Source organism: Acidisphaera rubrifaciens HS-AP3, from assembly GCF_000964365.1.
Taxonomy (GTDB): domain Bacteria; phylum Pseudomonadota; class Alphaproteobacteria; order Acetobacterales; family Acetobacteraceae; genus Acidisphaera; species Acidisphaera rubrifaciens.
Genome location: NZ_BANB01000028.1, coordinates 1 through 740 on the forward strand (window position 1 = coordinate 1; position 740 = coordinate 740).

Consider the following 740-nt stretch of genomic DNA (forward strand, 5'->3'; position numbering starts at 1 on the left):
GGCCGCCGTCACCGCCTGTTTGGACGGCGATCGGGGCGCGAGGGTGACGGCGTGCGACACGGTTGCAGAAACCTCCGGGTCAATGCTATCCAAGGTTGAGTACAGCAGCCCGGGCTTTGAATGCAAGTCATCACGGCGCCACGCGGCGGAGTCTCCGGATTTCAGCCGCGTCATTCAGCGACGGACGACATGCAACGGGGAACGATCCGCACGGCTGCCGGCCTTTGGGTGCTGCTGGCGTTGACCGTGTTGTGCGGAATGGTCGCGATGCGCCTCGGGCCGGCGGCTGATTTCGATTTGCGCAATTATCATCTCTATGACGCTCAAGCGCTGTTGGATGGCCGTATCCGGCAGGATCTCGCCCCTGCGCAAGCACAGACGTTCCACGCCCCGTCCCTGGATATCCTGATCGAATTGCTCCGCCGGCCCTTGAACGACTGGCCGCGCGTGTTCGTTTTTATCTTGGCCGCGCCGTATGCGCTGTGTGTCTGGTATGCATGGCGCCTGCAGGGCGTGATGCTACTCCGCTGGGGTCGCGCGCGCCACATTCTGAACGCAGCCGTAACCTTGGCCGCAGCAACCGGGGCGGCAGCGCTTCCCACGATCGGCACGCCGATGAGCGAGGCGCCGTGCATCGCCCTGCTGCTGGCCGCCTGCCTGATCTGCACGGGCGCGCCCGGCCGGCGCGGTCTCGTGGCGGCGGGCCTGTGCCTGGGCGCGGCCGTGGGGCTCAAGCTGAC

At 66.4% G+C, this 740-nt stretch carries 1 protein-coding gene; it reads left to right on the plus strand.

All coding sequences use genetic code 11. The features are described from left to right. Positions 1–189: 189 nt before the first annotated feature. The coding region (locus B8460_RS00980; RefSeq protein ID WP_456303897.1) for a hypothetical protein at positions 190–740 on the plus strand (551 nt) is incomplete at its 3' end.